The 8,559-nt window shown below is 66.5% G+C and carries 5 protein-coding genes and 1 pseudogene; 2 read left to right on the top strand and 4 right to left on the bottom strand.

Features of this window, described 5'->3' with window-relative positions; translation table 11 throughout:
* Both A5673_RS18060 and A5673_RS18065 read right to left on the bottom strand, forming a co-directional pair.
* A partial coding sequence (locus A5673_RS18060) for a glycosyltransferase (RefSeq protein ID WP_197518416.1) occupies positions 1-233 on the bottom strand: 233 nt, incomplete at its 3' end.
* Between the two features lie 43 nt (positions 234-276).
* Complete coding sequence (locus tag A5673_RS18065) at positions 277-1,062, bottom strand: phthiotriol/phenolphthiotriol dimycocerosates methyltransferase (protein WP_156748348.1); 786 nt, start codon at positions 1,060-1,062, stop codon at positions 277-279.
* A 205-nt stretch (positions 1,063-1,267) separates the two neighbouring features.
* Here A5673_RS18065 and A5673_RS18070 point away from each other — a divergent pair, with 205 nt between their 5' ends.
* On the top strand, positions 1,268-4,972 hold the full coding sequence (locus A5673_RS18070) for an RND family transporter (protein ID WP_082958820.1): 3,705 nt from the start codon (positions 1,268-1,270) through the stop codon (positions 4,970-4,972).
* Between the two features lie 95 nt (positions 4,973-5,067).
* Here A5673_RS18070 and A5673_RS18075 read toward each other — a convergent pair whose 3' ends face one another.
* Positions 5,068-6,822: an AMP-binding protein gene (locus tag A5673_RS18075; RefSeq protein ID WP_068235244.1), complete on the bottom strand. Its 1,755-nt coding sequence runs from the start codon at positions 6,820-6,822 to the stop codon at positions 5,068-5,070.
* Positions 6,823-6,943: 121 nt separating this feature from the next.
* Between A5673_RS18075 and A5673_RS18080 the strand changes: the two genes are divergently transcribed.
* On the top strand, positions 6,944-8,284 hold the full coding sequence (locus tag A5673_RS18080; protein WP_231971128.1) for a hypothetical protein: 1,341 nt from the start codon (positions 6,944-6,946) through the stop codon (positions 8,282-8,284).
* On the opposite strand, the pseudogene A5673_RS18085 reads toward A5673_RS18080, so the two are convergent.
* Positions 8,237-8,559: pseudogene (locus A5673_RS18085) on the bottom strand (glycosyltransferase family 2 protein); the annotation flags it as partial. The gene A5673_RS18080 and the pseudogene A5673_RS18085 sit on opposite strands and share 48 nt — an antisense overlap.

Here is an 8,559-nt window from a genome sequence, read left to right on the forward strand (position 1 = left end):
TTGACCGGGTTGGTGAACTTCCACGAGTTGTGCAGGAAATCCTCGTCGAGCTGCTGCTGGGAATCCCGCTGGCCGTAGGCCACCGCGGACAGCCCGGCCGATTCCACGAAGCCGAGCAGGTTGGGCGGCACCGCAACCCGGACGTCATGGCCACGGCGCTGCAGCTCGCGACCGACGCTCGCGAGCGGCTCGATGTCGCCGCGAGTTCCGTAGCTTGCCAAGGCAAACTTCATGACAAAGTTCGGCCTTTCGCCTCGGCTGCGCGCTGGGACCGCATCAATCCTTGGCGAAGTGGTAGACGCGATAAGAGAACCCGCCGGAGCGGCGCAGCTCCCAGTCCAGCACGCCCACGCCGTAACGGATCAGGGAGTTCATGAATCCCGGCAGGCGTCCGCTGATCTGCTGCTGGGTGCGTCGCGTGTTGGCGTCCAGCCCGCGTTTGGCCTCGTTGTCGATGTCCCGTTCCGAAATCTTGCGCAGCGGCGCGCCGGCCAGCGCCGCCTCCCATTCGGCCACGACGGGAGCGCGGCGGGAGTCGGTGTAGAGGAAATGCCCCCCGGGGCGCAGCACGCGTGCGACCTCCCGCAGGAATCCGGGAAAGTCCGGGTATTGATGGGAGGCTTCGACGTTGATCACCGCGTCGAAGGATTCGTCGGGGAAGGGCAGGTTTTGGGCATCGCCCTGCACGAATTCCAGGCCCGACAGCTGGTGCCGTTCCCGGCATTTGTCGATGCTGGCGGGGTTGAGGTCCAGCCCGGTGTAGGAGGCCGGGCCCAGGTTGCGCATGATGTACGACGCTCCCCCGCCGGCCCCGCAGCTGACCTCGAGCACCTTCTTGCCGGTGAGATCCACCTGCGCGGCGGTCACGTGGTAGAGCTGGATGCAGTATCGGTTGGGCTCGTCGGACGCCGCCAGCGTCAGGCCCATCGGCGGGTCTTCCTCGTAGCCGAAGTTGAAGAAAACCACGTCGTCGCCGACCTGGCGGGTGCCAAGGGGCAGAAAGTACTTCGTGGTGAGCTTGCCGACGAGCGGGTTGGATTGCAGGCGGTAACCGATGGCCATGGGGAGAGTGTTACACGGATCCGCCGCGCCCCACGCCGGATCGGCGGCTCGACCTCGTCGCCGACCGGGACTTTGGGCAAGTCCGCGCACCGGATTCCGGGGCGCTGAGCAGCGGATTCACTGTCAAGATCACGGCGGGATCACGGTCGGCGCGTAGATCTTGATTACTCCGCGCGACGGCGGGCTTGATTGTAGGGTTAATCGGGTGTCGAGCCGGACTGGCACGGGCGAGGCAGCCAAGCCTGGGGGAATCTTCGACCGCATAGGCGACATCGTCGTGCGGTGGCCGCTGCTTGTCATCGCCGGGTGGATCGCGGTCGCCGCCATCCTGTGGCTGGTCTTTCCGCCGCTGATGGTAGAGGCCGGCAGGCACGAGCAAAAGCCCCTGCCGGACAACGCCCCCACGGTGCTCGTCAACCAGGAAATGGCCGAGGCCTTCGCCACGCCCGGGAAGTCCTCCGCGGCCGCCAAGGCTCCCGGAGACGCCAAAAAGGGCGGGGACGCCGCCGGGGACGGGGGCGGCGACAATCCGCTGGGCGGCGGCGGCTCCCTCCTGATGATCCTGCTGACCGACGAGCACGGCATTTCGCCCGCCGACGAGGCGGTCTACGCCAAGCTGGTCGACAAGCTGCACCAGGACAAAGCGGACACCATGACGGTGCAGGACTTCCTCACTACCCCCCAGATGCGCGAGGTCCTGGCGAGCAAGGACGGCAAGGCCTTCATCTTGCCGGTTTCGTTCCCCGGCGCGGCCACCGCTCCCACGACGATCGCGGGCTACCACCACGTCAAGGACATCGCCAAACAGGTAACCGCAGGAACGTCGCTGACCGCCTACGTGAGCGGGCCGCTGGCCACCCTCGCCGACGCCACCGAAATGGCGATGGAAGACGCGCACTTCATCGAGATCGGCACCGTGGCGGCCGTCCTGATCATCCTGTTCATCATCTACCGCAACGTGGTCACCATGTTGCTGCCGCTGCTCAACATCGGCGCATCCATCGCGACATCGCAGGGCCTTTTGTCGGGGCTGAGCACCCAGTTCGGCCTGCCGGTGATCCTGCAGAGCCTCGTGTTGATGACCGCGGTCATGGTCGGCGCGGGAACGGACTACGCCGTCTTCCTCATCAGCCGCTACCACGACTATGTGCGGCACGGCCATGCCTCCGATCAAGCGGTCAGGATGGCGCTGATGTCGATCGGCAAGGTCATCACGGCATCGGCCGCCACCGTCGCGGTCGCCTTCCTGGCGATGGCCTTCACCAAGCTGCAGGTGTTTTCGGCCGTCGGCCCGGCCATTTCGATTTCCGTCCTGGTGGCGTTGCTGTCCGCGGTCACACTGCTGCCCGCCCTGCTGGTGCTCGCCGGCCGCCGCGGCTGGATCAAGCCCGGACGCGACCGGACCACTCGGACCTGGCGGATCATCGGAACGCGCGTCGTGCGCCGCCCCAAGATCCATCTGATCGGGAGCCTGGTCGTGCTCATCGCGTTGGCCAGTTGCACGAGCGTGATGCGCTTTAACTACGACGATCTCAAGACGATGCCGGCGTCCGTGGACAGCTCCAAGGGATACGAGGCGATGAACGCCCATTTCCCGGCGAACGCGCTCACCCCCATGGTGCTCTTCGTCAAGTCACCGTCCCACGACTTGAGGACGCCGTCCGCCCTCGCCGACCTCGAGCAGATGGCCAGCCGGGTGAGCCAGCTGCCCGGTATCACCATGGTGCGAGGCTTGACCCGGCCCAACGGGGAACCGCTGGAGCAGACCAAGATGTCTTTCCAGGCCGGAGAGGTCGGCAACAAGCTTTCCGAGGGCTCCACCCAGATCCAGGAGCACGGCAACGACCTGGACCGGCTGGTGAACGGCTCCAACCAGCTGGCCGATGCCCTGGCCCAACTTCGCGATCAGGTCACCGGGGCGGTGACCAGCCTCGGGCCGGCGGTCGCGGCGCTGACGGCCATGGAGCAGATGGTGGGCGGCGACCGCACCATCAACGCGCTCGACCAGGGCGCCGCGATGACCGGGCAGATGAAGAAGCTCGGCGACAACCTGAGCATGTCCACGGTGAACGCCGAGAACATCGCCGCCTGGGCCGGCCCGATGCTGGTCGCCCTCAACAACAGCCCGGATTGCAACGCCGACCCGGGCTGCGTGAATTCCCGTGCGAGCCTGGCGGCGATGGTGCAGGCCAACAACGATGGCACCCTGAACTCGATCAAGATCATGGCCCACAACCTGCAATCGGCGGGGAAAGCGCAGACCGTCGGGCAGACGCTGGACCAGGTCCAGCAAACGCTGACCCAGGCCTCCGGCGCCATGAAGACGATCAAGAACCTGCAAACCACGATGGGCCAAGCCGAACAGGGCGCCAACGCGCTGGCCGACGGCAGCCGCGCCATCGCCGGCGGCGTGAAGGAACTCGTCGACCAGACCAGAAACATCGGCAGCGGCCTCGGCGAGGCCTCGCAGTTCCTGCTGAGCATGAAACACAACACCGACAACAATCCGTCGATGGCGGGCTTCAACATCCCCCCGCAGATCATGACCAGGGACGAGTTCAAGAAGGGCGCCGCGATCTTCCTCTCGCCGGACGGGCACGCGGCGCGGTACCTCATCCAGAGCGCCATCAATCCGTTCTCCACCGAGGCCATGGATCAGATCCCGAAGATCGTCAAGGCCGCACAGTCGGCGTTGCCGAACACCCAGCTGGAGGACGCCAAGGTTGCGGTGGCGGGTCTGCCCAGTGGACTCGACGACACGCGCAACTATTACAACGACGACATCGGTTTCATCGTCTTCGCGACCATCCTCATCGTGTTCCTGATCCTGGTCGGCTTGTTGCGGGCGGTCATTGCGCCGCTGTACCTCATCGGTTCGGTGCTGCTTTCGTATCTGTCCGCAATGGGTCTCGGCGTTCTGGTGTTCCAGATGATCCTCGGACAGAACCTGCACTGGAGCCTGCCCGGCCTGTCGTTCATCCTGCTCGTCGCGGTCGGCGCGGACTACAACATGCTGCTCATCTCGCGCATCCGCGACGAGTCACCGCACGGGGTGCGGGTGGGCGTCATTCGCACCGTGGGTTCGACCGGCGGGGTGATCACCTCGGCCGGACTGATCTTCGCCGCCTCGATGTTCGGGTTGATGACCGCCAGCATCTACACCATGGCCGAGGCCGGCTTCATCCTCGGGATGGGCATCTTGATCGACACCTTCCTGGTGCGCACCATTACGGTCCCGGCCATGGCCGCGCTGATCGGCCAGAAGAACTGGTGGCCATCGCATCTCGGCAAGAGCGCGGCCCAGGTTTACGCGGCCCACCAGCGCAAGCAGCAACAGCTGGAACAGCTGACCGACCAACTGGTCCGGATGAAGGTGATTCCCCACCGCGAAGCCTTGGCCCCGGCTGCCGCGGGGACGGGTGGGGCTGCCCCGCCGTTGATTCCCGACGACCTGCTGGTCCGCCTGAAACTCGTTCCGCCCAGCCACAAGTCGCGCGCCAAGTCACGTCGGCCGCGGTCAACCGGGGTCGCCAAGAAGAGGTCGGCTCCCGGCAACGGCCAACGCTCGAGCGCCCGTCTGCCCGAGCACGCGCTCCCCTTGTTCGACCTCAGCGGGCTGCCCGACCGCGTGACCGACGATCTGCGCGATGCGGCGCCGGATTCCGCGTCGGCCGGCAACGCTAACGACGACCTCGACCTGGGTCAGTCGCTGCCGCTGTTCGGGCAGGAATTCCTGTCTCCTCGGCCGATCACCGTCGGCGCCAACGGAAATGGGCATTCGAACGGCAACGGGCACGGCGAGCAGTCCGCCGCGGACGATGCCGACAATTCGCTGCCGCTGTTCGGCGCGAGCACCGCCGGACCCCGGGCGACCAACGGCAACGGGCGCGGCAACCACCCGCTCCGCTAGCGGCCTGAATCCTTATCGAGATCGACGTTGGCACGAAGAAGTGCGAGTGAACTGCGCGCCAGCGTCGATCTCGGCGTTCAAGGAGGACGACAGCGCTACGCGTCCAACCGGACGAACTCATCCTGCCGGTAGAGCTCCACGCACTGGTGCCGCCTGATCTTGCCGCTGGTGGTGATCGGGATCGAGCCGGGCGACACCAGAACCAGGTCCGCCACTTTGAGCCCGTGCGATTTCGAAATGGCCGAGGTGACTTCGCGTTTCACGCCGCGCAGCCGGTCGACGACCTCCTCTTCGGAGTCCCCGCGTTTCTTCATCTCGATGATCGCGACCAGCTTTTCGACGCCCTTGTCCGGAACCGCGATCGCCGCACACCGCCCCGCGGTGATCTCCTGGATCGTCGCCTCGATGTCGTCGGGCGAGTGGTTGCGCCCGTAGACGATCAACAGGTCCTTGATGCGGCCGATGATGAACAACTCGCCCCCGGAGAAGAACCCCGAGTCCCCGGTTCGCAGCCACGGACCTTCGGGCGTGCCGGCGGACGGCTCAACGATCGTCGCGCCGAACGTGCGGTCCGTTTCTTCGGGTTTCTGCCAGTAGCCGGCGGCGACGTTCTCGCCGTGCACCCAGATCTCGCCGACCTGTCCCTCCGGACGCTCGCGGCCCGTGTCGGGATCGACGATGCGGATCAGCATCGACTTCGGGTCGCCGTAGCTGACCAGCGGTGTGCCGCTTCCCGTTTCGCACCGCTCCGCCTGGCCGCCGGGCAGTTTCTCGGCATCGAAGTGACCGATCTCGGGCGGGTCGCCCACCTGACGCGTCGCGATGTATACGGTGGCTTCCGCCATGCCATAGCAAGGCCGCAGCGCTTTGGTGTCGAAGTTGAAGCGGGCGAACCGGTCCGCGAATCGCTTGAGGGTCGCGGGCTGCACGCGCTCGCTGCCGTTGAGGATGGTGTGCACGCCGCCGAGGTCGTAACCGTCCATGTCGGCGTCCGAGGTCTTGCGCACCGCAAGCTCGTACGCGAAATTCGGCCCCGCCGAAATCGTGCAGTCGTGCTTGGCCATCATGTGCATCCAGCGGGCGGGTCGCTGCAGGAACCCCACCGGGCTGGACAGCACCGTCGGCACGCCCGCCAGGATCGGCATCAGGATTCCCAAGAGCAGGCCCATGTCGTGGTAGAGGGGCAGCCAGGACACCACGGTGATGCCGGGTGGGGTGATCCCACCCTCGGGCGCGAAGAAGTCGCCCATGATCTGCTCGAAATTGGCGAACACGTTCTTGTTGGAGACCATGACGCCCGCGGGGGTGCGGGTGGACCCCGACGTGTACTGCAGATAGATGAAGTCCGACCCGTCGCCCGCCCCGGCGCGGGGTCGCGGGCCGGCGGGCCGCTGCCGCGTCTCGAGGTCCAGCAAATCGACCTCGACGATCGAGGGTGCGGATTGCCCCTGCTGCGACTGCACCGACGCGCCGACCAGTTCCGAGACAGCGGAGGTGGTGAGGACGACCGCGGGTGACGTGTCGGCCAGCACCGAGATGGTGCGCTCGTCGTGGGCCCCGCCATAGGGAACCGACAGCGGGACCGCGACAAGCCCGGCCTGCAGGGCACCGAGAAAGCCCAGGACGTATTCGAGGCCTTGGGGGGCCAGGATGAGCGCCCGATCACCGGTCGACCCATGGGCTTTGAGCTGCTCGCCGAGGTTGACCACGCGCCGGTACAACTGTGACCACGTCAGCGTGGTTTCGACGCCGTCCCAATCCTGCTCGTAGTCAAGGTATGTGAATGCCGCGTCGTTAGGCTGCAGGCTCGCGCGCTCGCGCAGTACGGCAGGGATCGAAGACTGAACCACGGGCAACACACTACCTTCGTCGAAAGCGTTTCTGGCCAGGAACGGCCAGGTTACAACCGTAACAACCCGCCGTCGGAGCCACGGCGACCCGCCCCGCCGGCAAATAAACTAGCGTGATCGCGTGGACAATCGGCTCGCACACATGGACCAGGCGTCCTTTCTCGGTCTGCGGGCGCTTGGCTACGGCGCGCTGGTGCAGTTCGTGTGGATCTACGACCGCCCGGTAAACCTGGACGGTTTGCGCCGATTCCACCGCAATCTCGGTTTCGGGCTGTTGGGACGGCTGGTCGAACCGTCGCCGCTGCCTTTCGCGCGTGATCGATGGGTGGTCTCCCGCGGGCCGGACGACATCGAAGTCGCCCAAAGGCAGCGGCCCCGTGCGGATCTGAACGCCTGGCTTCATGAGCGGGCCCGCCTGCCGCTGGATCCCCAATACGGACCCGCCTGGCACATCGGGGTGCTCCCCCTGGACGACGGCGGGAACGCGGTGTGCCTGACGACGTCGCACACCCTGGTCGATGGGCTCGGGATCCTGAAGGCGATCGCGGACGCGGCCAGCGGGAGGACCCGCTACCTGGGCTATCCCTATCCCCGTTCGCGCGCCCGCCGGCGGGCGATATTGCAGGATGCGCGCCAAACCATCGCGTCGGCACCGGAACTGGCGCAGGCGGTGGGGGCAACGGTGCGCATTGCCCGGCGCCGGCGCGCGGACGTCGTGGCTTCGATGAGGTCGGCACCACCGGCCCCGCGGCGGGCCGGCGACAATCAGCACGGCGTCCTGGTGCCCTCATTGATCGCCTTCCTCGACGTGGGGGAATGGGATTCGTGCGCGAAAAGCATTGGCGGAAACAGCTTCACGCTGCTCGCCGGATTCGCGGGCAGGCTGGGCGTGCGAATGGGACGCGTGTGCGACGACGGAACGGTCACCCTGTCGTTCCCGATCAGCGACCGCGCCGAAGACGATACGCGCGGCAACGCCGTGGTGTTCCCCACCGTTTCCCTCGACCCGACGCGCCTGTCCACGGACCTTGGGGAAGCGCGTCTGAAATTCAAGCAGGCGTTCGCCGACCTGGCCGGGATCACCGACGAACTCCTTGGTCCGCTGCCGCTGACCTCGTTGACCCCGAAGTGGGTGGCCCGCCGGGCGGCGGGAATGGGGCTTGGTGCAGCCGCCCGTCCCATCGGTTGCAGCAATATCGGAGACATGCAGCCCGAGGTGATGCGTCCGGATGGCACCGACGCCGATTACGCGTCCGGAAGGCTGATCGAACCCGGCATCAACAGGCGCGCCCTCGAGCGCGTCGGTGGACAGCTGTTCCTGGCTTCCGGGCGCGGCGCGGGCAAGATCTTCGTTGCGGTCAACGCCTACCTTCCGGGCCGGAGGAACTCTCAAGGCGCGCTGCGCGAGGACGTCTCACGCACGTTCGGCGAGTTCGGCCTGACCGCCGAGATTTTCGGCTAGCCTGCGGGCGTACGAAAACTCGCGAAAGGGCGCCCGCGCCAACGTCTTCAGATGCAACCGCCGCTGCGGCCCGAAGCTCGCGATCTCCGCGACCAGCGCCAGCCACGCGGGAAACCACCAGAGCCGTGCCAGGATCCGAATCGAGCGGGGCGAGGCCGGGTCGACGGCCAGCCAGCTCAGGATGCGCAACTGGTCGAGGACGTAGCGCCGGGACGCCATCACGTGCGTCGTTTCGGTGCCCTTCATGTGGCTGCGCACCGACAACTCCCGGGGCA

It is taken from the genome of Mycobacterium sp. E3198, from assembly GCF_001667015.1.
GTDB lineage: Bacteria > Actinomycetota > Actinomycetes > Mycobacteriales > Mycobacteriaceae > Mycobacterium.